This window comes from Ensifer soli (assembly GCF_041928815.1).
In the GTDB taxonomy this organism is placed as follows: Bacteria; Pseudomonadota; Alphaproteobacteria; order Rhizobiales; family Rhizobiaceae; genus JBHFEI01.
The window spans coordinates 272186-294868 of record NZ_JBHFEI010000005.1; the positions used below are offsets into that span (position 1 = coordinate 272186).

General features: G+C 68.2%; 22 protein-coding genes. 9 read left to right on the top strand and 13 right to left on the bottom strand.

The window, feature by feature from the left end:
- Positions 1 to 5: 5 nt before the first annotated feature.
- A complete protein-coding gene (rsfS, locus tag ACEVQ6_RS10100; RefSeq protein WP_374888833.1) occupies positions 6 to 446 on the bottom strand; it encodes a ribosome silencing factor in 441 nt (146 codons plus the stop codon).
- Between the two features lie 205 nt (positions 447 to 651).
- Here rsfS and ubiG point away from each other — a divergent pair, with 205 nt between their 5' ends.
- Positions 652 to 1401, top strand: coding sequence for a bifunctional 2-polyprenyl-6-hydroxyphenol methylase/3-demethylubiquinol 3-O-methyltransferase UbiG (gene ubiG, locus ACEVQ6_RS10105; protein WP_374888834.1), 750 nt, complete (start codon positions 652 to 654; stop codon positions 1399 to 1401).
- A 7-nt stretch (positions 1402 to 1408) separates the two neighbouring features.
- Here ubiG and ACEVQ6_RS10110 read toward each other — a convergent pair whose 3' ends face one another.
- The 4 genes from ACEVQ6_RS10110 to ACEVQ6_RS10125 are packed head-to-tail and all read right to left on the bottom strand — an operon-like array spanning position 1409 to position 3778.
- Positions 1409 to 1837: a DUF1178 family protein gene (locus tag ACEVQ6_RS10110; protein WP_374888835.1), complete on the bottom strand. Its 429-nt coding sequence runs from the start codon at positions 1835 to 1837 to the stop codon at positions 1409 to 1411.
- Positions 1834 to 2694 (bottom strand): carbon-nitrogen hydrolase family protein, encoded by an 861-nt coding sequence (locus ACEVQ6_RS10115; RefSeq protein ID WP_374888837.1) that lies wholly within the window; start codon positions 2692 to 2694, stop codon positions 1834 to 1836. The genes ACEVQ6_RS10110 and ACEVQ6_RS10115 overlap by 4 nt, the downstream gene beginning before the upstream one ends.
- Positions 2695 to 2706: 12 nt before the next feature.
- Complete coding sequence (gene grxC / locus ACEVQ6_RS10120; protein WP_374888838.1) at positions 2707 to 2964, bottom strand: glutaredoxin 3; 258 nt, start codon at positions 2962 to 2964, stop codon at positions 2707 to 2709.
- Between the two features lie 43 nt (positions 2965 to 3007).
- Positions 3008 to 3778 (bottom strand): ComF family protein, encoded by a 771-nt coding sequence (locus ACEVQ6_RS10125; RefSeq protein WP_374888840.1) that lies wholly within the window; start codon positions 3776 to 3778, stop codon positions 3008 to 3010.
- A gap of 63 nt (positions 3779 to 3841) precedes the next feature.
- Here ACEVQ6_RS10125 and ACEVQ6_RS10130 point away from each other — a divergent pair, with 63 nt between their 5' ends.
- Complete coding sequence (locus tag ACEVQ6_RS10130; protein ID WP_374888842.1) at positions 3842 to 4726, top strand: class I SAM-dependent methyltransferase; 885 nt, start codon at positions 3842 to 3844, stop codon at positions 4724 to 4726.
- A gap of 208 nt (positions 4727 to 4934) precedes the next feature.
- On the opposite strand, the gene ACEVQ6_RS10135 is transcribed toward ACEVQ6_RS10130, so the two are convergent.
- From ACEVQ6_RS10135 to ACEVQ6_RS10160, 6 genes are all read right to left on the bottom strand, one after another.
- Positions 4935 to 5108 carry a Flp family type IVb pilin gene (locus ACEVQ6_RS10135; protein ID WP_374888843.1) on the bottom strand — a complete coding sequence of 58 codons (174 nt, stop codon included), beginning with the start codon at positions 5106 to 5108 and terminating at the stop codon, positions 4935 to 4937.
- 59 nt (positions 5109 to 5167) lie between these two features.
- Positions 5168 to 5482 carry a hypothetical protein gene (locus ACEVQ6_RS10140; protein ID WP_374888844.1) on the bottom strand — a complete coding sequence of 105 codons (315 nt, stop codon included), beginning with the start codon at positions 5480 to 5482 and terminating at the stop codon, positions 5168 to 5170.
- Between the two features lie 181 nt (positions 5483 to 5663).
- Positions 5664 to 6083 (bottom strand): (deoxy)nucleoside triphosphate pyrophosphohydrolase, encoded by a 420-nt coding sequence (locus ACEVQ6_RS10145; protein WP_374888845.1) that lies wholly within the window; start codon positions 6081 to 6083, stop codon positions 5664 to 5666.
- Positions 6080 to 6853, bottom strand: a complete 774-nt coding sequence (locus ACEVQ6_RS10150; RefSeq protein WP_374888846.1) for a GNAT family N-acetyltransferase — start codon at positions 6851 to 6853, stop codon at positions 6080 to 6082. Before ACEVQ6_RS10150 ends, ACEVQ6_RS10145 begins: the two co-directional genes overlap by 4 nt.
- Before the next feature lie 5 nt (positions 6854 to 6858).
- Entirely contained in the window at positions 6859 to 8100 is a 1242-nt protein-coding gene (argJ, locus tag ACEVQ6_RS10155; protein WP_374888847.1) for a bifunctional glutamate N-acetyltransferase/amino-acid acetyltransferase ArgJ, read from the bottom strand.
- A gap of 98 nt (positions 8101 to 8198) precedes the next feature.
- A complete protein-coding gene (locus tag ACEVQ6_RS10160) occupies positions 8199 to 9059 on the bottom strand; it encodes a peptidylprolyl isomerase (protein ID WP_374888848.1) in 861 nt (286 codons plus the stop codon).
- Between the two features lie 253 nt (positions 9060 to 9312).
- Between ACEVQ6_RS10160 and secA the strand changes: the two genes are divergently transcribed.
- The 3 genes from secA to ACEVQ6_RS10175 all read left to right on the top strand — a co-directional run bounded on the left by secA (position 9313) and on the right by ACEVQ6_RS10175 (position 14877).
- Complete coding sequence (secA, locus tag ACEVQ6_RS10165; RefSeq protein ID WP_374888850.1) at positions 9313 to 11994, top strand: preprotein translocase subunit SecA; 2682 nt, start codon at positions 9313 to 9315, stop codon at positions 11992 to 11994.
- A gap of 190 nt (positions 11995 to 12184) precedes the next feature.
- The gene (locus ACEVQ6_RS10170; RefSeq protein ID WP_374888852.1) at positions 12185 to 13606 is read left to right on the top strand and encodes a lipopolysaccharide biosynthesis protein; all 1422 of its coding nucleotides are present in this window, start codon (positions 12185 to 12187) and stop codon (positions 13604 to 13606) included.
- Positions 13606 to 14877, top strand: a complete 1272-nt coding sequence (locus ACEVQ6_RS10175; protein ID WP_374888909.1) for a GNAT family N-acetyltransferase — start codon at positions 13606 to 13608, stop codon at positions 14875 to 14877. The genes ACEVQ6_RS10170 and ACEVQ6_RS10175 overlap by 1 nt, the downstream gene beginning before the upstream one ends.
- 196 nt (positions 14878 to 15073) lie before the next feature.
- Here ACEVQ6_RS10175 and ACEVQ6_RS10180 read toward each other — a convergent pair whose 3' ends face one another.
- Both ACEVQ6_RS10180 and ACEVQ6_RS10185 read right to left on the bottom strand, forming a co-directional pair.
- On the bottom strand, positions 15074 to 16732 hold the full coding sequence (locus ACEVQ6_RS10180) for an AMP-binding protein (RefSeq protein ID WP_374888910.1): 1659 nt from the start codon (positions 16730 to 16732) through the stop codon (positions 15074 to 15076).
- 74 nt (positions 16733 to 16806) lie between these two features.
- Complete coding sequence (locus ACEVQ6_RS10185) at positions 16807 to 19200, bottom strand: PAS domain-containing protein (RefSeq protein ID WP_374888911.1); 2394 nt, start codon at positions 19198 to 19200, stop codon at positions 16807 to 16809.
- 386 nt (positions 19201 to 19586) lie between these two features.
- Between ACEVQ6_RS10185 and ACEVQ6_RS10190 the strand changes: the two genes are divergently transcribed.
- From ACEVQ6_RS10190 to speB, 4 genes are read left to right on the top strand one after another with little or no spacing between them, the layout of a single operon-like run.
- Positions 19587 to 20213 (top strand): DUF1989 domain-containing protein, encoded by a 627-nt coding sequence (locus ACEVQ6_RS10190; protein ID WP_374888853.1) that lies wholly within the window; start codon positions 19587 to 19589, stop codon positions 20211 to 20213.
- Positions 20210 to 21019: an amino acid ABC transporter ATP-binding protein gene (locus tag ACEVQ6_RS10195; protein WP_374888854.1), complete on the top strand. Its 810-nt coding sequence runs from the start codon at positions 20210 to 20212 to the stop codon at positions 21017 to 21019. Before ACEVQ6_RS10190 ends, ACEVQ6_RS10195 begins: the two co-directional genes overlap by 4 nt.
- Entirely contained in the window at positions 21019 to 21675 is a 657-nt protein-coding gene (locus ACEVQ6_RS10200; protein WP_374888855.1) for an amino acid ABC transporter permease, read from the top strand. The genes ACEVQ6_RS10195 and ACEVQ6_RS10200 overlap by 1 nt, the downstream gene beginning before the upstream one ends.
- Positions 21676 to 21693: 18 nt before the next feature.
- Positions 21694 to 22665, top strand: a complete 972-nt coding sequence (gene speB / locus ACEVQ6_RS10205; RefSeq protein ID WP_374888856.1) for an agmatinase — start codon at positions 21694 to 21696, stop codon at positions 22663 to 22665.
- The last annotated feature ends 18 nt before the right edge of the window (positions 22666 to 22683 follow it).

Consider the following 22683-nt stretch of genomic DNA (forward strand, 5'->3'; position numbering starts at 1 on the left):
TGCCGTCAATGCAGCAGCGTGCCGTCCTCCATATCCGGGGCCGCCCACATCTTCTCGATGTTGTAGAATTCCCGGATTTCGGGCCGGAAGATATGGACGATGATGTCGCCCGTGTCGATCAGCACCCAGTCGCCCGTTTCCAGGCCCTCCGCGCGCAGCGACCCGAACCCTTCCTCCTTGAGATCCCTCAGGAGATGGTCGGCGATCGCCGACACATGCCGCCCAGAGCGCCCGGAGACCACGACCATGTAGTCGCCCAGCGCGGATTTCCCGGCAATGTCGATGGTGACGATATCTTCCGCCTTGGAGTCCTCGAGGCTTTCAAGGACCAGTTGAAGCGCGCGATCGGCAGCGTCGGAGCCGCGATCCGGGCTTTTCGGGAAGGCGCCGAAGGCGTTTCCCTTGGCGTGTACTGTTGTCAGGGGTCTTCCTTTCCAAGTGACCAAACAAGCACATCACGATCCGCAGTCGTCGCCGGATCGTATGGTAAATGTAGGCATCAATGCGTTCACGTTTCAAGACGCGAGAAATGACCGATGCAATGTTGCCCCGCTTTTTCCGCCCCGACGCCCGAAGACAGCGGCATCGTGGCGCCTTGACTTCCGCGCGGCGAGGGTCAACTCAACGAAGACGACGCAAAGGAGACCTTTCATGAGCGACACGGCGCGCACGACGATCGACCAGGGCGAAGTCGACAGGTTTTCCGCGCTCGCGGCCGAATGGTGGGATCCGACCGGCAAGTTCAAGCCGTTGCACCGCTTCAACCCGGTGCGCCTCGCCTATATCCGCGACACGGCCAGCGCCCATTTCGGCCGCGATCCGCACGGCCCGCGCCCTTTGAGCGGCCTTCGGCTGCTTGACATCGGCTGCGGCGGCGGGCTGCTCTCCGAGCCGATGGCGCGCATGGGGGCCGACGTCGTCGGCGCCGATGCCTCGGAGAAGAACATCGCCGTCGCCCGGATCCACGCCGAGGGCAGCGGCGTTGCCGTCGACTATCGCGCGGAGACGGCGGAGGCGCTGGCGGCGGCGGGCGAACGTTTCGACATCGTCCTCAACATGGAGGTGGTCGAGCATGTCGCCGATGTCGGCTTCTTTATGGAGACCTGCGCCAGCCTGGTCAAACCGGGCGGGCTGATGTTCGTCGCGACGATCAACCGCACGATGAAGGCGGCAGCGCTCGCGATCATCGGCGCGGAATACTTGCTGCGCTGGCTGCCGCGCGGGACGCATCAATACGAGAAGCTGGTGCGTCCGGAGGAACTCGAACGGCCGATCACGGCAAGCGGCATGGAGGTGACGGCGCGAACCGGCGTCTTCTTCAATCCGCTCGCCAACCGCTGGGCGCTCTCGCCGGATATGGACGTCAACTACATGCTGGTCGCCCGCCGGCCGGCCGCCTGAGCCGTTCTCAGTTGACGTCGTCCGGAAGAAAAGGCAGCGGCGCGACGGAAATGCCTTCGGCGCTGAGTTCCCGGGCCTCGTCGATGGTCGCCTTGCCGATTAGGCCGCGCGCCTCCGCCTCGCCGTAATGGATGCGGCGCGCTTCCTCGACGAAACGCTCTCCGACATCGTCGGAATTTTCCCGGATGGCGGCGACGAGGGCGCGGATCTTGCCGAGCGCCTCCCTCTGCTGGGCGTCCACGGCGAGCGCATGGCGCTCCTCGCGCTCGCGTGTGCCCGCCACCGCCGGCGCCATCAGCCGTTTCCGCACCCGCGCCGACTGGCAGACGGGACAGGAGACGAGACCGCGCTCGGACTGGGCGTCGAAATCCGCGCCGGAGGCGAACCAGCCGTCGAAGCCATGGCCGTTGTCGCAGGCGAGACTGAAGTGGATCAAGCCGCAGCCTCTCCCGTCGGGCGCGGCGCTTCGACGTCCTCGAGCGCGAAGGCGCGGGCGTTCCTGAGGTTGGGGATCTTCGCGCGGGCCGCCTGCACCGCGCCGGTATCGATCTCGGCGAGTACGACCGCCTCGCCGATGCCGCCGGCAGAGGCGAGCACCCGCCCCCAGGGATCGACGATCATGGAATGGCCGAAGGTCTCGCGGCCGTCCTCATGCAGGCCGCCCTGCGCGGCGGCGACGACGAAGGCGCCGTTCTCGATCGCCCGCGCCCGGACCAGCACGTCCCAATGGGCTTCGCCGGTCTGGCGGGTGAAGGCGGCCGGCAGCGTCATCACCTCGGCGCCGGCGACCGCCTGCCGGCGGAACAGCTCGGGAAAGCGGAGGTCGTAGCAGATGGCGAAGCCGAGGGTGCCGAGCGCGGTCCGCGCGATGCGGGCGGTCTCTCCCGGCCGGTAGGTGGCGCTCTCCCGCCAGCTCTCGCCCCCGTCGAGATCGACGTCGAACATGTGGATCTTGTCGTAGGCCAGGATCCGCGCCCCGTCCGGGCCGAACAGGATGCCGCGATTGGCGACCTTGCCGTCCTCGACGGCGATCGCCGTCGAGCCGAGATGCATATGGATGCCGAGTTCGACGGCGAGACGACGCGCGGCAGCGACGACCGGATCCTCCGCCTCGCCCTTCAGCATCGCCTTCAGCGCCGCGCGGTCGCGTACGAGCGCACCCGTCATTTCCGGCGTCTGCACATAGGTCGCGCCCTGCGATGCAGCCTCCCGCACCAGCCGCTCCATCGCGTCGATATTGCGGGCGGGCTGCGTGCCCGAACACATCTGGATGGCGGCGGCGACGAAGGGCATGGGCAGGGATCCTCAGGCGGCGAGCAGCGGATCGAGACGGCCGGCGCGCTCCAGCGCGTGGAGATCGTCGCAGCCGCCGACATGGGTGCCGTTGATGAAGATCTGCGGGAAGGTCGAGCCGCCATTGGCGCGCGCGATCATCTCCTTGCGGATCTCCGGCGAATAAGTGGCGTCGTGCTCGACAAAGGCGACGCCCTTGGTCTCGAGCAGCTTCTTCGCCGCCGAGCAGTAGCCGCAAAACTGACGCGTATAGATATCCACCGATGCCATCGATCCCGCCGCCTGTCGCGGCCCCCGTTTCGTCCAACCGCCATCATATAGGAGCCGTCATCACCCTTGCAAAGGTCAAAACCGCCACGCTTGCCGCGCCGGCGCGCTTCAGCGCCCGTGTCGCGGCCGAGACGGTGGCGCCGGTCGTATAGACGTCGTCGACGAGGACGATCGCCCGGCCGAAGACCTCCGGCGCGGCCGCGGCCGGAACGGCGAAGGCACCGCGCACGTTCTCCGCCCGCTGGCGCGCGCCGAGGCCCACCTGGCGCATCGTGTGGCGATGGCGCTGGAGCCCGTCGGCGAGGAAAGGCTTGCCCGCCTGGCGCGCCACCGAGCGGGCAAGTTCGGCCGACTGGTTGAACTTCCGACCCATCAGCCGCAACGGATGCAAGGGGACGGCGACGACGGCGTCGCAGGCGGGCAGGATGTCGCCGCCGGCCCGCACCATCCAGCCGGCCATCATCTCGACGAGATCGGTGCGGTCGCGATATTTGAGCCCGTGGACGAGCCGCCGCGCCACCCCCTCGTGCAGCGCGGCCGACCGCAGCCTGTCGAAGACCGGCGGCGCGGCGATCGAAAGCGGGCTCACGGCACCCTCGCCATGGTCGCGGGCAAAGGGCAGGCCGAGGATCTCGCAATAGGGCCGGGCGATGAAGGGCATTTCCTGCCAGCAGCCGGCGCAGAGCGCGCTGTGCCGGCCCGTGAGCCGGCCGCATCCGGGACAGACCGGCGGATAGAGACAGGCGGCGAGCCAGCGCAACACTGCCGCCGCCTGCGAGGCTGCCGCCGGTTTTTCGCCGTCTTCCCCGGCCATGGATTGACTTCCCGCCGTCATCGCCCCATTCGCTCGCCATCATCGCGCCTGGAGAAGACTATCGTGGAAATCCTGTTTGACCAGAGCTTCATCGCCGCGCGGCGGCGCCGGGCGCTCCGCGCTGGCGGCGAGGATTTCCTGCTGCGGCTGGCGGCCGGCGAACTCGTCGAGCGGCTCGGCGTGGTCGAGCGCCATTTCGACCATGCTGTCGAGCTCAACGGCCATACCGGACTGACGGCGCGGCTGCTGCGCCAGTCCGGCAAGGTCGGCCGTGTCACCCGCATCGAGGCCGACGCCGCCTTCGGCACGGCCGACGACCCGGTCGAGATCGCACGCCCCGACACCGTACCGCTCCCCGCGGCAAGCGCCAACCTGATCGTCTCGCCGCTGTCGCTGCACCTGACCAACGACACGCCGGGGGTGCTGGTGCAGGTGGCGCGGGCGCTGGCACCCGACGGCCTGTTCCTCGCGGCGATCCCCGGTGCCGGCACGCTGCAGGAACTGCGCGACGCGCTGCTTGCCGCCGAGACCGAACTGACCGGCGGCGCGAGCCCGCGCGTCATCCCCTTCGCCGGCATCCGCGAGGTCGGCGCGCTGCTGCAACGGGCGGGCCTGGCGCTTCCGGTCGTCGATGCCGAGCACCACACCGTGCGCTACGATTCCCTCTTCCCGCTGATGGCGGACCTGAGGGCGATGGGCATGAGCAATCCGCTCGCCGCGCGAAGCCGGCGGCCGCTGCGCCGCGACGTGCTGGCGCGCGCGGCCGAGATCTATGCGGAGCGTTACTCCGACGCCGACGGGCGGGTGCGCGCCACCTTCTCGTTCATCTACGCCTCGGCCTGGAAGCCGCATGAGAGCCAGCAGAAGCCGCTGCGTCCCGGCTCGGCCCGCCGCAGACTGGCCGACGCGCTGTCGACAGTGGAGAAAAAACTCAAGGACGACGGATAGAGCACGTTCGGTGACCACCGGCTCACCGAACGTGCTCTCACCTTTTGTTCTTGTCGCAGTGTCCGAGGCCGAAGCGATCCCGCTTCTACGGGAAATGCCGCAGGCCGCGGCTCGATCCGGCTGACACGGAACGGCGCTCGGAACGCTCTGTTTCGCAGCGTCATCGTGCCGAAGCGCGCTTGGCTCCGGCCGGATCATGCTTCGGGCGTCAGTCGCGCGCGGTGACGATCGCTTCCCGGATCGCGTCAAAGGCCGCCTGGATCTCGGTCGAAAACGCGGTCATGCCGCTGATCATGGCGATGCTGATCAGCGCGGTCAGAAGTCCGTATTCGACGGCGGTCGCCGCGGAGCGGTCCCTGATCAGTCGGCGAAGAATGCTCATCACGGCGCCCCTGCTCCTTCAAGGCCAGACAGATTCACGGCCAGACAGACCGGCGCCCCTCAGCAGCCGCTGGAATTGCCTTCCCCGTCGATGATGCAGACGGCGCCCGGCGTTTCCTCGAGAATGCTGCGGCGGATCGTGTAGGTCTTGCCGCTGTCCTTCGGCACGGATCCCGTGACGACGTCGTCATAGGCGAGCGGCGCCCGCGCGAACAGACTGTCGTCCTTCGACGACAGCATGGGCGTCAGGATCAGGCTGAGGGCGATCACCGCCGTGCCGAAGAGCAGGGCGAGGTTCAGCGCGCCCGTGCGGCGCGACTGCGCCGCGACCAGGTCCTTTTCCTGAACCGTTCTCCAGAAATCCTCGTCCACCATTCCCAGCCTCTCACGATCGGGGGAGGAGCTGGCCGTCCGCCGGCCGCCCTCGGCCCGTCCGGCCGTCTCGACGATCCATGTCGAAACTGTTGCCAGATAGCCTCACGCACCCATCATGCGCGGGAATGATAAACGAGGGGTTAATTCCCGGACGGGATTTCTTCGGATACCGGCGCCGGGCTCACAGGAGGTCGAGGAGAAAGGGGATCAACGGCTCGTCCGCCGCGGGCATCGGATAGTCGCGCAGCGCCTGCGGCCGCACCCATTTCAGCGCCTGCCCCTCGCGGCCCGTCGCCACCCCGTCGTAGCGCCGGCAGACATAGAGCGGCATCAGCAGGTGGAAATCGTCGTAGCCATGGCTGGCGAAGGTGAGCGGCGCGAGGCAGGGGACGCGGGTGACGATGCCGAGCTCTTCCGAAAGCTCGCGCACCAGCGTCTCCTCCGGCGTCTCGCCCGGCTCGACCTTGCCGCCGGGAAACTCCCAGAGCCCGGCCATCGCCTTGCCCTCGGGGCGCTGTGCCAGAAGCACGCGCCCGTCGGCGTCGATCAGCGCGCAGGCCGCGACGAGAACGATCTTCCTGTCTTTCGATGCATCGGTCACGGCGCGGGCCTCCAGTAGCGGTAGCGGTAGATTTCCTCGAAGCCGAAGGCGCGGTAGAGGGCGAGCGCGGGCAGGTTTACGGCATCGACCTGCAGCCACGCCGCCTCGGCGCCGCGCAGCCGCGCCCAGCGCAGCCCGGCCGACAGGATGGCCGAGCCGGTGCCCTGGCGCCGCAGGCCGGCATGGACGGCGAGCTGGAGGATGCCGGCGAGGGTGCGGTCATGGACGAGGAGGCAGACGGCCGCCGGGCCGAAGGCGTCGTTGTCGAGCAGGAAAAGCCCCGTCTCCGCCTCGATCCGGCCGATGACCGCGGCGATCGCCGCAGCGCCGCCGTCGGCCTCGCCCTCGATTCGCGCCCGCGCCGCCGCGAAGCGGTCGAGATCGCGCACCGGCAGCAGGTCGACCCCGCCGGGCGGCTCCGCCCGGCCGAGATCGGCGGCCATGACGATGCTTTCGGAAAAGGACCGCCAGCCCGCCGCGGCCATATGCGCGACGAGCGGCGCCGGCGCGAGCGGCGACTGGCGCACCGTCAGCACCTGCCCGGCAGCGGCGAAGCGCCGCGCCGCCTCGGCGAGCCGGGGAGCGGCCTCGGCACCGTCGGCGGGATCGAGCGGATTGACGCAGTTGAGACGCTTCGAGGCGTGATCCGGCGTCAGCCGCAGCAGCCAGGTGCCGTCATAGAGCGACTGGCGCGCCGGCCAGGCGCGAAACCCGGCCGCCTCCAGCCGGCGCACCGTCGCAAGGTTCGCGCGAGGGGCCCCCTGCCCCATCCCGGTCAGCTCCGGTAGTCGCCGTTGATCTCGACATAGTCCTTGGTGAGGTCGCAGGTATAGACGGTGGCCCGCCCCGCGCCGAGGCCGAGATCGACGCGAACGGTGATGTCCTCCTCCTTCATAACAGCCGTCGTGGCGGCTTCCGAATAGGCCGGATCGCGCTCGCCGTCGACGGCGACACGCACGTCGCCGAACCAGATCGCCAGCCGGTCGCGCTCTGCCCTCTCGCCGGACTTGCCGACGGCCATGACGACGCGGCCCCAGTTGGCGTCCTCGCCGGCGACCGCCGTCTTGACGAGCGGCGAATTGGCGATCGACAGCGCCACGCGCTTGGCCGCCGCGTCGCTTTCCGCCCCTTCGACCGTGACGGCGACCATCTTGCGCGCGCCCTCGCCGTCGCGCACCACCTGGAGCGCGAGATCGTGCAGGAGCGCGTTGAGCGCCCGGCGGAAGTCCGCGGCCGCCGGATCCTGCGCCTCCTCGATGCGCGCCTGCCCGTCCTCGGCCGCGGCACCCGTCGCAAACAGCATCAGCGTGTCGGAGGTCGAGGTGTCGCTGTCGACGGTGACCGAATTGAAGCTCGGGCCGACGCCCTCGGCGAGCATCGCCTGCAGCGCGGCCGGCGCGATGTCGGCATCGGTGACGACGAAGGAGAGCATCGTCGCCATGTCGGGCGCGATCATGCCGGCGCCCTTGGCGATGCCGTTGATGGTGACCGCGACGCCGCCGATCGTCGCCCGCGCGGTGGCGACCTTCGGATAGGTGTCGGTGGTCATGATCGCCTTGGCCGCCTCCAGCCAGAAGTCGCCGCTGGCCGTTTCGTTGAGGCGGTCGAGCACGCCGGAAAACTTCGTCGCGTCGAGCGGCTCGCCGATGACGCCGGTCGAGGCGAGGAAGACCTCGCCCGTCGCGCAGCCGACGGCGGCGGCGGCGGACTGCGCCGTCATCTCGGTCGCCTCGCGGCCGCGCCGGCCGGTAAAGGCATTGGCGTTGCCGGAATTGACGACGACGGCGCGGGCGACGCCGCCGGCAAGGTTCGCCCGGCAGAAATCGACCGGCGCGGAGGGGCATTTCGAGCGGGTGAAGACGCCCGCCGCCGCCACCGGCCGGTCGAAGACCATCATCAGCACGTCGGTTCGGTTCTTGTATTTGATGCCGGCTGCCGCCGTCGCCATGCGCACGCCGCGCAGCACGGGCATGTCGGGATAAAGTTTCGGGGCGAGCGGGGAAACGGCGGTCGACATCTGGTCCTCGGCGGTTCGATCAACGGTCGACGGGGCCGATCGGCCCCGTCTCAATTCTCTTCTCTCATCCCGCGCGTGACGGGCGTGTGACCGGCGGATCAGTTCGCCGGCTTTTCCTCGTTGGCCTCGTCATAGGCCTTCTTCAGCGCCGGGTCGGAAATCTCGACGCCGGCAGCCTTGCGGGCATCGGTGAGGAGCGCGATGTAGGCGTCGCGCATGACGAGCTGGCGCACCTGCTGCTCGACCTGCTCGAGCGCCGGCGGCGCCTGCGGGCGCTTGTCCTCGACGAGGATGACGTGATAACCGAACTGGGTCTTCACCGGCGTCTTCGTATAGGCGCCCTTGTCAAGCGTGAAGGCGACCGCCTCGAATTCCGGCACCATGCGGCCCTTGGTGAAATAGCCGAGGTCGCCGCCGTCGTCCTTGTTCGGATCGGTCGACTTCTCCTTGGCGAGCGTGACGAAGTCCTTGCCGGCATCGAGCTCGGCGATCACCGCCTTCGCCTCGTCCTCGGTCTTCAGCAGGATATGGCGGGCCTTCACCTCTTCCTGCGCCGGGATGGCGGCGATCTCCTTGTCGTAGCGCGCCTTGACCTGCTCCGGCGTGACGGCGTCGACGACATGCTTCTTGAAATAGGCGTTGTGCAGCTCGCGCTCGGTCAGATAGGCGATGCGCTGCTTGAAGGTCGGATCGTTTTCCAGCCCCTCCTTGCCGGCATTCTGGGCAAGCAGCTTGACGTCGACCATGGCCGAGAGCGCGGCCACGCGCTTCTGTTCCGGCGGAAGCTGGGCGAGCTGCGGATCGAGCCCGGTGATAGCGAGATCGATGTCCGACTGGCGGATCTCCTCGCCGCCGACGGTGGCGACCACCGGATCGGGCTTGTCCTCGGCCAGGACCGGCGCGGCAAGCCCGGCCACGGCCACCGACGCCACGAGGGCGAGCCTCAGAAATTTCAGCATGTTCAAAACCTTTCACAGTCGTGCCGCGCGATCCGATCCCCGCGTTCCGCCCGGCTCAACATCATCACAATGTGGCCATTTGATAGCTTGGGGTCCCGGTCGATGCCGTTGACATCATTCGACCCCCCTCTTATCTGTCACGCAAACCCGCGTCCAGAACCGTTTCCGGGCATTTTCAGGCATTGCGCGCGACGATCGCCGGCTGAAACGTGACCTCCGGACGCCGACACGCACCAGAGAAAGGACCATCCGGATGGTCAGCCTCGGCGGGCTTGCCCGCAAACTGTTCGGTTCGGCGAACGACCGCCGCATCCGCAGCTACCGTTCCCGTGTCGCCGAGATCAATGCGCTCGAGGCCGAGATGTCGGCCCTCTCCGACGAGGCGCTGAAGGGAAGGACCGCCGCGTTGCGCGCCGAGCTCGCCGGCGGCAAGACGCTGGACGACCTTTTGGCGCCCGCCTTCGCCGTGGTGCGCGAGGCGGCCAAGCGGGTGCTCGGGCTCAGGCCCTTCGACGTGCAGCTGATGGGCGGCATGATCCTGCACGAGCGCGCCATCGCCGAGATGAAGACCGGCGAGGGCAAGACGCTGGTGGCGACGCTGCCGGTCTACCTCAACGCGCTCGCCGGCAAGGGCGTGCATGTCGTCACCGTCAACGACTATCTGGCGACGCGCGACAGCGCGACGATGGGCCGGCTCTACGGCTTCCTCGGAATGACCACGGGCGTCATCGTCCATGGACTTTCCGACGAGGAGCGCCGCGCGGCCTATGCCTGCGACATCACCTACGCCACCAACAACGAGCTCGGCTTCGACTATCTGCGCGACAACATGAAATACGAGCGCGGCCAGATGGTGCAGCGCGGCCATTTCTTCGCCATCGTCGACGAGGTCGACTCGATCCTGGTCGACGAGGCGCGCACGCCGCTGATCATCTCCGGACCGCTCGACGACCGCTCCGAACTCTACAACACGATCGATACCTTCATCCCGCAGCTGACGCCGGACGACTACGAGATCGACGAGAAGCAGCGTTCGGCGAACTTCTCCGAGGTCGGCACCGAGAAGCTCGAAAACCTCCTGCGCGCGGCGAACCTCTTGAAGGGCGAGACGCTCTACGACATCGAGAATGTCGCGATCGTCCACCACGTCAACAACGCGCTGAAGGCCCACAAGCTCTTCACCCGAGACAAGGATTACATCGTCCGCAACGGCGAGATCGTCATCATCGACGAGTTCACCGGCCGCATGATGCCGGGCCGGCGCTACTCCGAAGGCCAGCATCAGGCGCTGGAAGCCAAGGAGCACGTGCAGATCCAGCCGGAGAACCAGACGCTCGCCTCGATCACCTTCCAGAACTATTTTCGCATGTATGCGAAGCTTGGCGGCATGACCGGAACAGCCTCGACGGAGGCGGAGGAGTTCGGCAACATCTACGGCCTCGAAGTGGTCGAGGTGCCGACCAACCTGCCGATCCAGCGCATCGACGAGGACGACGAGGTCTACCGCACCGTCGAGGAGAAGTACAAGGCGATCATCGCCGAGATCCGGGATGCGCGCAGCCGCGGCCAGCCCGTCCTCGTCGGCACGACGTCGATCGAGAAATCGGAGACGCTCGCGGCGCTGCTGAAGCGCGACGGCTTCGATGATTTCCAGGTGCTGAACGCCCGCTACCACGAACAGGAAGCCTATATCGTCAGCCAGGCCGGCGTGCCGGGCGCGGTCACGATCGCGACCAACATGGCCGGCCGCGGCACCGACATCCAGCTCGGCGGCAATCTCGACATGCGCCTCGAGCGCGAGCTCGCCGACGTCGAGCCCGGCCCCGACCGGACGGAAGCAGAGACACGCATCCGCCAGGAGGTGCAGCGGCTGAAGCAGCAGGCGCTCGCCGCCGGCGGCCTCTACGTTCTCGCGACCGAACGTCATGAAAGCCGGCGCATCGACAACCAGCTGCGCGGCCGCTCCGGCCGCCAGGGCGACCCCGGCCGGTCGAAATTCTTCCTGTCGCTGCAGGACGACCTGATGCGCATCTTCGGCTCCGAGCGCATGGATTCGATGCTGCAGCGCCTGGGCCTCAAGGAAGGCGAGGCGATCGTCCATCCCTGGATCAACAAGGCCTTGGAGCGGGCACAGAAGAAGGTCGAGGCGCGCAACTTCGACACCCGCAAGAACCTTTTGAAATATGACGACGTGCTCAACGACCAGCGCAAGGTGATCTTCGAGCAACGCATCGAGCTGATGGACGCCAAGGACGTCAGCGAGACCGTCGCCGACATGCGCCGCGAGGTGATCGAGGACGTCGTCGCAAGGCGCATCCCCGAGCGCGCCTATGCCGAGCAGTGGGACATCGCCGGCCTCAAGGAGGACGTGCGGCAATATTTCAACCTCGACCTGCCGGTCGATGCATGGGCCGCCGAGGAAGGCATCGCTGAGGACGACATCCGCGAGCGCCTGACGGCGGCGGTCGATGCGGCGGTGACGGAGCGCGCCGAGCGCTTCGGGCCGGAGATCATGACCTATGTCGAGCGCTCGGTCGTGCTGCAGACGCTCGACCATCTCTGGCGCGAGCACATCGTCAATCTCGACCACCTGCGCTCGGTCATCGGCTTCCGCGGTTATGCCCAGCGCGACCCCTTGCAGGAATACAAGGCGGAAGCCTTCGAACTGTTCCAGACGCTGCTCGGCAACCTACGCCAGGCCGTCACCTCGCAGCTGATGCGGGTCGAGCTGGTGCGCGACGCGCCGCCGGCCGATCCGGACCTGCCCGAGATGCAGGCCCATCACGAGGACCCGCTGACCGGCGACGACGAAATGTCGCCGCCCGTGCGCGATCCGAACGATCCCTCAACCTGGGGTTTCGTCTCGCGCAACGAGGCCTGCCCCTGCGGTTCGGGCAAGAAGTTCAAGCACTGCCACGGCGCTTTCGAGGCCTGAGGCATCGGGATTGGCCGCCTCGGCAAGGCCGGCCCGCGAGGCCGGCTTTTTTTACTTAAGGAAATACCCTCAAAACGGGTTCATAAAAGGAAAATCCCGAAAAGATTGCAGCACCTTCCTATGATTTGTTAACTCGGCTCTGGCATGACTACGGCTCTGGTGATGCGTTTGGCGCGGGGCTGTCTTGCTCATGGCGGTGTTTCAATCGGCGGAACGGATCCTGCCCGCGGTGATGCGGGCGCGGCTTTCGCCTGTGCTGCGCAAGCTGCCGGCGCTGATCCGCAGCAGCGATCCCCGGCACCTCGCCCAGCGCATGGCGCTCGTCGCCTTCGCCATCCGCGTGGTGAGCGCGGCCATCGCCTTCGTCTCGCAGATCATCCTCGCCCGCATGATGGGCGGCTTCGAATACGGCATCTTCGTCTTCGTCTGGGTGCTCGCCGTCCTTTTCGGCAACCTGTCCTGCCTCGGCTTCCACTCGGCGATCATCCGCTTCCTGCCGCTCTACCACGCCCGCGACGCGGTTGCCGAGATCCGGGGCCTGACGACCGCCACCCGCATCTTCGCCCTCGTCTCGGCGACCGGACTGATGGTGGTCGGCCTCGCCGCACTGCATCTCCTCGCGCCGCTGATCGAGGCCTATTACGTCGCGCCGCTGTTCCTTGCCCTCTTCTGCCTGCCGATGGTCGCGCTCGGCGACATCATGGAGGGCACAGCGCGGGCGCACAGCTGGCCGGTGCAGGCGCTGAGCCCCACCTACATCATCCGTCCCGTACTGATTCTGGTGCTGATGGTGCTCGCCGTGTCGCTCGGCGAGCCGCACACCGCCGCGACCGCCATGGCGGCGGCGCTCGGCGCCACCTACCTCACCACGGTGACGCAGTTCCTGATCCTGACGCGCCGGCTCGAACGGCGCTACGAGCAGGGGCCGCGCAGCCTCGAATTCGCCCTCTGGCTCAAGGCGGCCGTACCGATCTTCGTCGTCGAGGCCTTCGGCTTCCTGCTCACCAATTCCGACACCGTCGTCGTCGGCCTCTATCTGGAGCCAGACCGCGTCGGCGTCTATTTCGCCGCCGCCAAGACGATGGCGCTCGTCCATTTCGTCATGTTCTCGGTGAAGGCGGCCGTGGCGCCGCGCTTTTCCGCCGCCATGGCCGATCCGGACCGCCGGCAGCTCGCCGTCATCGCCGTCGAGAGCGCGCGCTGGACATTCTGGCCCTCGCTCGGCGTCGGCCTCTCGGTCCTTGCCGCCGGACCGTTCCTCCTGTCGCTGTTCGGGCCGGATTTCACCGAAGGCTATGTCGTGATGGTCATCCTCTTCGCCGGCATCATGGCGAAGGCGCTGGTCGGGCCGGGCGAGGCATTCCTCACCATGGCCGGCCACCAGAATCTCTGCGTGCCGCTCTATGCGGTGGCGCTCGCCGTCAACATCGCGCTCAACATGGTGCTGATCCCGCGCTTCGGCCTGGAAGGTGCCGCCGCCGCCGGCGCGGGCGCGCTGATGGTCGAGGCGATCCTTCTGCATCTCGCCGTGCGCCATACCTTCGGCATCGTGCTCTTCGCCTTTGCCAATCCGAACGCCATGGCCCGCACAACGGAGGCCGGACCAAGATGATGTCACCGCCCGTCAATCCCGCCGATCCCGACAGCCGCACCAGCCGCCTGATCGCGAGCTTCGCCGCGCCGCCCATGGCGACGCCGGAGGCCGAGACGAGCGTCGCCGTCGGCCGCCCGGGACGCCAGTTCTGCGTCTACCCGGCCAAGGCCGGCTACGACCTGCAGCAGGAGCTCGACTTCCTCTCCAACCGCGCCCTCGAACCGAACGTGTTCTTCACCGGCCGCTTCCTCGCCCCGGCCATGCCGCGGCTGGAAGACCGCGTGATCCGGCTGGCGCTGATCCGCGACGTCAAGGAGAAAAGCGGCCGCATCCGCTTCCTGATGCCGTTCTCGGTGGAAAAGCCCGGCTTCTCGATCGGCAGCCCGATCATCCGCGGCTGGGCCAATCCCTTCGGCCCGCTCGGCGTACCGCTTCTCGACGCGGAAGACGCGGCCGAGACGGTCGACAATCTCTACGAGGCGCTCGCCAGCCGGGACGCGGGCCTGCCGGGCGTGCTGGTGCTGCCCGACATCCGCCTGAAGGGCAAGTTCGCCCAGCTCGCCCGCGCCGTCGCCATCGGCCGCAACCTGCCGCTGACGGTGACCAACACCTATCAGCGGCCGATGCTCGACAGCCTCGAGGACGGGCCGAGCTACCTGCGCAAGGCGATCCGCCCCTCGCATCTGCGCGAGCTGCGCCGCCAGTGGCACCTGCTCGAATCGAAGGGCGAGGTCCGCTACAACGTCGCCCGCAACCCGGCCGAGATCCGCGTCCGGATGGAGGAATTCCTGGCGCTGGAGGCGAGCGGCTGGAAGGGCCGCCAGCGCAGCGCCATGGTGATGGACCGCTACCGCGCCGCCTTCGCCCGCGAGGCGATCACCAACCTCGCCGAGACCGACAGCGTCCGCATCCACACGCTCGACGTCGACGGCACCGCGATCGCCTCGATGATCGTCTTCCTGATGGGCGGCGATGCCTATACCTGGAAAACCGCCTTCAACGAGGATTACGCGAAGTTCTCGCCCGGCAAGCTCCTCGTCAGCGAGCTGACCGAATGGCATCTGGACGATGCCAACATCATGCGCTCCGACAGCTGCGCCGTGCCCGACCATCCGGTGATGAGCCGCTTCTGGGAGGAGCGCGACGAGATGGGAACGCTGGTGGTCGGCCTCGGTCAGAACCGCGACCGCGACGTGCGCCAGGTCGCCGGCCAGCTCCATCTCTACCGCAACACCCGCAACATGGCCCGGCTGCTGCGCGACAAGATCCGCGCCCTCGCCCGGCGCTAGAGCATGTCCAGCCGAAGCGGGATCGCTTCGGCGTCGGACAATGCGGCGAAACAAAAGGAGAGAGCGCATGTCCGGCCGAAGCGGGATCGATCCGGCGCGGCACGGCGCGTTCGAAAACGGAACGCAGGAGCATGTCGGGTGATCCTCGTGTTCACCGGGCAGGCCGGGCGCACCTCTCCTCCCGCCGGAACGCGGATCACCCGTTTTCGCGCGGCCCCGGCTCCTCCGCGGCCGCCGCGTCGCGCAGGATGCGGCGGATGACCTTGCCGGAGGTCGTCAGCGGCAGGGCGTCGACGAAGGCGATCTCGCGCGGATATTCGTGCTGCGACAGGCGCAGGCGCACCCATTGGCGGATCTCCTGCGCGAGCGCCTCGCCCGGCACGTGGCCGGGCTTCAGCAGCACATAGGCCTTGACGATCTCGGTGCGCACAGGATCGGGCTTGCCGACCGCCGCCGCCATCTGAACGGCCGGATGGCCGGCGAGGCAGTCCTCGATCTCGCCCGGACCAATCCGGTAGCCGGACGAGGTGATGACGTCGTCGTTGCGGCCGAAGAAGGTGACGTAGCCGTCCGCGTCCATGGTGGCGAGGTCGCCGGTCGTCATCCAGTCGCCGATGAATTTCGCCGTCGTCGCCGCCTCGTCGCGCCAGTAGCCGAGGAACATCACCGGGTCCGGCCGGGCGACGGCGATCTCGCCGACGGCGCCCGGCGGCAGAACCTGTCCGTCGCGGCCGATCACGGCGACGCGGTGGCCGGGCACCGCCTTGCCGATCGCGCCGGGCTTCGCCACGCCGAGCGCGCCCGCCGAGGACAGGACCATGTTGCATTCGGTCTGGCCGTAGAACTCGTTGACGGTCAGCCCCAGCGCCGCGCGCGCCCAGTCGACGGTCTCGCGGCCGAGCATCTCGCCGGCCGAGCCGATGCTGCGCAGCACCAGCCGGAAGCGGTCGCGCGGGGCCTCGACCGCCTTCATCAGCCGCAGTGCCGTCGGCGGGATGAAGGCGTTGCGGATCTCCATCTCCTCCAGAATGTGGAAGGCGAGAAGGGGATCGAACTTCTGCCCGGGCGAGGACACGACCGGAATGCCGAGAGAGAGCGCCGGCAGCAGCGCGTTGAGCAGGCCGCCCGCCCAGGCCCAGTCGGCCGGCGTCCACAGGCGGTCGCCCGGCTGCGGCGGGAAATCATGGTGGAACTCGAAGCCCGGGAGATGGCCGAGAAGGACGCGGTGGCCATGCAGCGCGCCCTTCGGCGGGCCGGTCGTGCCCGAAGTGTAGATCATCATCGCCGGATCGTCCGGCGTCGTGTCGGCCACCGGAAAGGTGGAGGGATGGCCGCCCGCCAGCGCCTCGAAGGAGGAGGCCCCCTCCGGGGCCGCAGCACCGGTGCCGGCGACGACCACCGTTTCGAGATGCGGCAAGTCGGCGCGCACGGACAACAATTTTTCAAAGCCGAAGGGACTGGTGACGATGGCGCGCGCCTCGGCATGGGCGAGCCGGAAGGCAAGCGCCTCGACGCCGAAGAGCAGCGCCAGCGGCAGGGCGATGGCGCCGAGCTTGTAGATCGCCGCATGGGCGATCGCCGCCTCGAACCCCTGCGGCAGGAAGATCGCCACCCGGTCGCCGCGGCCGATGCCCGCCGCCGCCAGCCCATGGGCGAGCGAGGAGGAACGCGCGGAAAACTCGCCATAGGTGAGGCGCGCATGGGCGCCGTCCGGGCTGAAATGCTCCAGGCAGACGCGGCCCGGGTCACGGCGGGCCCAGTCGTCGCTAACGGCGCGGCCGATGTTGAAGCGGGCCGGCAGCCGCCAGGCAAACGCACGGTACAGCGCGTCGTAATCGGCGAGGCGCGGCAACAGCGGGCCGGCTTCGGCGCCTGTCGCCACGGCGGGCATGCTCGCGGATGGCGGCGGATCGGTCCGCCCGTCCGTGGTCATGGCGACAGGGCCTCCTCGCCCGCCGTCAGGGAGGCCGGCATCCCGCGACCGTCGGCCGGCGACGGCAGACCGACGACCATGCGGCAGCCGGGCCGGTGGTCCGTGTCGAGAAAGACGCGGCCGCCATGGGCCTGGACGATGCGCCGGACGAGCGAAAGGCCGATGCCGAGCCCGCCGGGTCCCGCGCCCGGCATCCGGACGAAGGGCTCGAAGATCGTTTCGGCGCCGGCGGGATCGATGCCCGGTCCGTCGTCGGTGACGGAGAGGAGATGGAAGCCGCGGTCCTCGTCATGGCGGATGAGGATCAGCGGCCGTTCGGGCCGGCCGTAGCGCAGCGCATTGCCGATGAGGTTCTGGAACACCTGGGTCATCAGCACCGCATCGACAGGCAGGACCGGCAGCCAGCCGATATCGATGCGGGCGCGGCTTGCGACGATCTCGGCGGAGAGATGGGCGATCGCCGCATCCACCACCGTGCGCAGCGCGACCGGCGCGCAGACAGGTTGCGGATCGGTGGTGGCGGAGAAGGCCAGGAGGGATTTCACGAGGACGCGCAGCCGCTCGGCGCTGGCGGCGATATGGCGCAGCGCATCGCGCTGTTCGCCGCCAAGCGTCGCACCGATGTCGTCGTCGAGCTGGCCGGCGAACAGCGCGATGTGGCGCAGCGGCGCCTGGAGATCATGCGCGGCGATCGCGGCGAAATGGCCGAGGCTCTCATTGGCGAGCCGCAGCCGTTCCTCCGCCTTCTTGGCCGGGGTGATGTCCCAGGTACAGCCGATGAGCAGGGTTCCCACCCCCGGCAGCGTCACGCGCGAAGACAGCGACCGCACCGTCCGGACCTGTCCCGCCGGTGTCACGATGCGGAATTCCGAATCGACCAGCGTCCCGTGTCTGAGGCCCCTTTCAGACTCGACGATGCTGCGCTCGCGGTCGTCGGGATGGAGGCGCGCCTCCCAGTCGGCCGCCGTCCCGGTGAACCCGGCCCGGTCGATGCCATAGATCGCCATCATCTGGTCGTCCCAGGTGAGGTGCTTGCGCGTCTCGTTCCATTCCCAGATGCCGACGCCCCCGGCGCGGGTGGCAAGCTGCATGCGCCGGGACAGGAGCCTCAGCTGTTCCTCGGCCTCCTTCTGCGCGGTGATGTCGGTATGGGTGCCGATCATCCGGCGGGCGCGACCGGCGACGTCGCGCTCGATGACGCGCGCCCGGTCGAGGATCCAGATCCAGCGCCCATCGGCATGCCGCATGCGGAAGGTTTCCTCGTAGGCGTCGTCACCTTCCTCGATGGACCGCCGATGCGCCTCGCGCACGCGTCCGGCATCGTCCGGGTGGAGAAAGGCGAGCCAGGCGTCCGGATGCCCGCCGACGGCGTCGTCGGCAAGCCCGAGCATGCGCTTCCACACCGGCGAGGTGTAGGTCGACCCGGTCCCGGCGTCGAAATCCCAGACCCCCTGGTTGCCGCTCTCGAGCGCCACAGCCCAGCGGCTCTCGATCTCGCGCAGGCGCCGGTATTGCTGGCGCAGCGTGTCCATCAGGATGCTCGCCGTCACCGGCGCCACGACGACGAGCGCTGCGAAGACATGCAGGTTTCCCCGCAGCGGATAGGCCTGAAAGGCCGGCGGACTGTGCATGTCGAGCCAGCCGATCCCGACGATGGCGGTGACGCAAGTGGCCGCCGCGATCGCGAGGGTGAGCGGGCCCGTCACGAGGGCCGCCAGCAAAAGCGGCAGCAGCATGACGATGAAGGGATAGGCAAGATGGGTGAGGGAGAGGGAGGCGGTCAACGCGCAGACGAAGGTCCAGAACACCAGTCCCGCGAGCGCCCGCGGCCGGCGGAGCTCCCGCACCGCCTCGCGCGTCAGCGCAAGGCGGACGGGCAGGATCACGATCGCGCCGAGGGCTGCCCCGAGCCACCAGTCGATGAAGAAACCCGAACCGGCCGGGAAGCCGGCGGCGCGACCGAGCACCATCGCCACAAGACCGGAGAGCGCCGGCGCGACGAAGCCGACGATCACGACCCGCGCCAGAAAGCCGAGCGGCGTCAGGGGCGCGGACGGGGTGACCCGCACGACGCGTTCCGAAAGCAGGAGCCCCGCCGTCACGTCGACGAGGTTGACGGCGGAAAAGAAGACGGAGGGCGCGAGCGTGTGCCCCATCAGCAGATTGGCGGCGAGGCTTGCCGCGCCGACGGCCGCGATACCGCCGAAACGCGCCTCCCGCCGGTCCCACAGGATGCCGACAGCCGTGGCATTGGCGAGCCAGAGGGAGGAGAGGGGTTCGGCGCTTTCCTGGATCGCGATGCCGAGCAGGGCGAACGCGGCATAGGCAAGGCCCGCCGCCAGAATGACGTCGCGCCTGTCGAGATCCCGGTTTGCGATCGACTGATCCATGCCCTTCACACGCGCCTCCCGGCGACAAGGACGGCCCTGCGCTCCCGCGATGCGTCAATTAACGGCGACTCATACGCCAAGGCAACCTCCTCGCGGGGTGACGGCCGATTTTGATGGAGACTGAGGCAGCAAGACGACGACACGCCTCCGGACGCAGGCCACCCGGCTCGTGATGCCCAAGAGCTGCGCAATCCGCCGCACAAAGTCTGGGCAGAATGCCGAAATAACAATCTAAATATAGATGAAAATTATGTTGAATTCCCTCGGTATACCAGATAATCTCCAGTCTAGATTGATGTTTCTCCGTGAACGCTCAAGACTATCCGAGCGGCACGCGAGCATAGTCGTCAAATGTCCGCACATCGCACCCTTAGGGAAGGATCGGCATGAACGGAGAGCGGCACATCGTTCCGGCGGGCACGGGGATGGCCTTCCGCCTGCGCCGGGGCCAGCAGGCGCGCATCCGCAACATCCACGGATCGCAGGTGGTCGACACCTGGATGCTCTCCGCGGACGATCCCTTCGAATACGCCTCGATGGAACACACGCGCTCCGTCAACAGCAACATCTTCGTCGAGCGCGCGATGGCCTGCGTCAGCACCGTGCGCCGGCCGATGGCGACGCTCGTCGAGGACACCTCGCCCGGCCGCCACGACACGCTGCTCTGCCCCTGCAACGCGGCCATCTACCGCGAACTGAAATGCGAGGGCTACCATCGCAGCTGCACCGACAATTTCCACGAGGCGATCGGCGCGCTCGGCCTGACGTTGCCCTTCACGCCGGCCTCCCTCAACCTCTTCATGAACGTGCCCGTCGCCCCGGACGGCCGGGTCGACCGCGTGCCGCCGGCTTCGAAGCCCGGCGACCACGTGACGCTGAGGGCCGAGATGGACATCGTCCTCGTGCTGTCGGCCTGCCCGCAGGACGTGACGCCGATCAACGGTGCCGAACGCAGGCCGCGCGACATCGCCTGCGACATCCTCGACGCGTCCCCGGCGGAGGCGCGCCGATGAGTGCCGCCGGCCCGCTCCTCAGCCTGCGCGACATCCGCAAGAGTTTCGGCGAGAACGCCGTGCTGAAGGGCGTCTCGCTCGACGTCGAGGCCGGCGAGGTCGTCTCGATCATCGGCGCGAGCGGCTCGGGCAAGAGCACCTTCCTGCGGGCGATCAACGCGATGGAAATGCCGCAATCCGGCACGATGATCTTCGACGGCGCGGAATTCGACTTCTGCAGGGAGTCGCGCTTCTACCCGCAGCCCGCCCAGCTGCAGGCGCTGCGCAGCCGGATCGGCATGGTGTTCCAGAGCTACAATCTCTGGCCGCACATGACCGTCCTCGACAATGTCGTCTACGCGCCGATGCGGCTGCGCAAGCTCACGCGCCGCGCGGCGACCGAGGAGGCGGAGGCGCTGCTCGCGCGCATCGGCCTCCTGGAGAAGCGCGACACCTATCCGAACCGCCTGTCCGGCGGCCAGCAGCAGCGTGTCGCCATCGTCCGGGCGCTGGCGATGCGGCCGAAGCTGATGCTCTTCGACGAGGTGACCTCCGCGCTCGATCCCGAACTGGTGCACGAGGTTCTGGTGCTGATGGCCTCGCTCGCCGCCGAGGGCATGACGATGCTGCTCGTCACCCACGAGATCGCCTTCGCCCGCGACGTGTCGAGCCGCGTGCTTTTCTTCGATCGCGGCGTCATCGCCGAGAGCGGCGACCCGGCGAGCGTGCTGCGCGCGCCGGAAAGCGACCGCCTGCGCCAGTTCCTGCACCGCATCCTGCGCGACGACCTCGTGCCGGGTGCGGCCGCCGGCAGGGGACCGCACTGATGGAGCGGCTGATCGAAGAGACCGGCATCTACGGCCCCGGCTTCCTCCACGCGGCCTGGACCGTGCTCTGGCTGACCTTCGCCACCATCCTCGTCAGCTGGATCGCCGGCCTCGCCGCCGCCCTTGGCCACGCGTCGGCGAACCGGACCTTGCGCGCGATGGCCGGCTTCTACATCTGGTTCGTCCGCGGCACGCCGACGCTGATCCAGATCTTCATCATCTATTTCGGCCTGCCGCAGGTCGGAATCCGGCTGTCGCCCTTTGCCGCCGGCGTGCTGGCGCTCGGCATCAACAGCGGCGCCTACGTCGCCGAGATCATCCGCTCCGGCCTTTCCGCCATCCCGCGCGGCCAAACGGAATCGGCGCTGGCGCTCGGCTTCAGCCCGGCGGACACCATGCGCGGCATCATCCTGCCGCAGGTCTTCCGCATCATCCTGCCCTCGCTCACCAACGAGGCGATTGCCACGCTGAAGAACACCTCGCTGCTGTCGACCATCACCGTGGTCGAGTTGACGCTCTACGCCCAGACGCTGATCGCCGCGACCTTCCGCCCCTTCGACTTCTACATCGCCGTCGCGCTGATCTACCTGGTTCTGACCACCATCCTGACCCAGCTCGCCGCCTTCCTGGAACGGCGCTACGCCGTCCAGCGCTGATCTTCACCGGGAACCGCCATGTCCGTACTGCCGATCGACTCGCTTGAAACCCCCCGCTTCTGCGGCGTGCCGACCTTCATGCGCCTGCCGCAGGCAACGACCCTTGAAGGGCTCGACGCCGCCATCATCGGCCTGCCCTCCGATTCCGGCGCGCCGTTCCGCACCGGGGCCCGATTCGCGCCGAACGCGGTGCGTGCCATGTCGATCATGCTCCGGCCGATCAACCCCTATCGCGGCAATCTCAACGTCTTCGAGGCGCTGCGCATGGCCGATGTCGGCGATGCCGCGGTGGTGCCGGGCTACGAGGTCGAATCGCTCGAGCGCATCGGGCAGTCGGTCGCCGCCCTCGTCGAGGCCGGCATCGTGCCCTGCGGCATCGGCGGCGACCATTCCGTGACGCTCGCCGAATTGCGGGCGGTCGCGGCCAGACACGGGCCGCTGGCACTGATCCAGTTCGATTCCCACAGCGACACCTGGGATAAATATTTCGCCGGCAAACAGTACAGCGCTGGCACGCCGTTCCGCCGCGCCGTCGAGGAGGGCATCGTCGATCCGCATCGCTCGATCCAGATCGGCCTGCGCGGATCGCTGTTCCGCGCCACCGACATCAGCCAGTCGATCGAGCTCGGCTACGACGTCGTCACCACCGACGAGATGTTCGAGATCGGCTTTGCCGCGCTCGCCGACCGGATCGCCGCGCGCACCGCCGGTCGCCCCGCCTTCCTCACCTTCGACATGGACGTGATCGATCCCGCGGCCGCGCCGGGCGTGCAGACGCCGGAATCCGGCGGGCCGACGGCGCGCGAGACGCTGAAGCTCCTGCGCGCGCTGCATGGCATCAACCTCGTCGGCTGCGACGTCGTCGAGGTGAACCCGCTCTATGACGGGCCCGGCCAGATCACCGCGCTGCTCGCCGCCACCGTCATGGCCGAGCTTCTCGCCCTCCTCGCTTCCGGGCGGTCCCGAGCCGTCCGGCCGCATGCAGAATGACGACAGACAACAACAAGG